Here is a 964-nt window from a genome sequence, read left to right on the forward strand (position 1 = left end):
TGATTTTGTCGGGTCATATGAGAGCCACTGCTTCGGTGTGAACGAGAGCCGGGTGTAGACCGTTCGTGGCGGTGGTGTACTCGCCCGGGACGGGTGCTCTTCGGTGAGTTCGGGGGCCACTTCGGCGGGAACGGGAGCCACTGATCGGGTGACCGGGAGGGTCTGGGCGGAGTGTCCGAAAAGACCGGGCCAGCGTCGTCGATAACGTGTGGTCGCGGGCCCGGGTTGCCTCCCTGACAAGTCGTGACCAGGGCCCGCCCCACACGAAGCGAGAGCACTGCGACAGCATGCCGTGATCGAGCCCGTTGGGTTCATCGGAGTGTCCGACGCACCGGTCCAGCTGGCTGTCGCATGCCGTACCCGGCCGTCCCCCGTCTTCAGCACCGCTGTAGCGTTGTCCGCAGACGATCAGGGGGGTTCAGTGACGAGGTCCTTGCACTTCAGCTGGGAACTCAGCGGCTCCGGCTGGGCGACGTGCAGAATCTGGGACGGCTCGACGAAGCACCGTGACATCGTCAGCTACTGCACAAACGCGCTCGCCGACTTGTTGAAAGGCGTGTCGGGCCTCTACGGCCCCCATAGCATCCAGCGGTTCTCGTTCGACCTTGAACCGGCAGAGGCACGGTGGATTCTTCGTCGCCGAAACAGTGACGTGCACGTCGCGATCCGTCGCTTCCCGGACATGTCGACGAGCTTCGACGCACCGGACGGGAAGGGCACCCTCGTGTGGACGTCCACACGTCCTCGCACCTCCCTGGCGCATGCGGTCCTGATGGCTGCCGAGAAGGTGCGGCGAACCCACGGCGAGGACGGCTACCTCCAGAAGTGGCAGCTGCACGCCTTCCCCACCACCGAACTGGAAACCCTTCGGCACCTGCACCTGACAGCGGATGACTGCGCTCTCCAGCACTGAACCAACGGCGCCTCACGGCGCAATCGAAAGCTGAGCCAGAACCGCTTCTTA

At 64.4% G+C, this 964-nt stretch carries 1 protein-coding gene; it reads left to right on the forward strand.

The window, feature by feature from the left end; all coding sequences use genetic code 11:
• The first annotated feature begins 433 nt into the window (after positions 1–433).
• Entirely contained in the window at positions 434–913 is a 480-nt protein-coding gene (locus tag ABD345_RS39940) for a hypothetical protein (RefSeq protein WP_344559745.1), read from the forward strand.
• Positions 914–964 lie beyond the last annotated feature (51 nt).

The sequence above is a fragment of the Kitasatospora saccharophila genome (assembly GCF_039529925.1).
Lineage (GTDB): Bacteria > Actinomycetota > Actinomycetes > Streptomycetales > Streptomycetaceae > Kitasatospora > Kitasatospora saccharophila.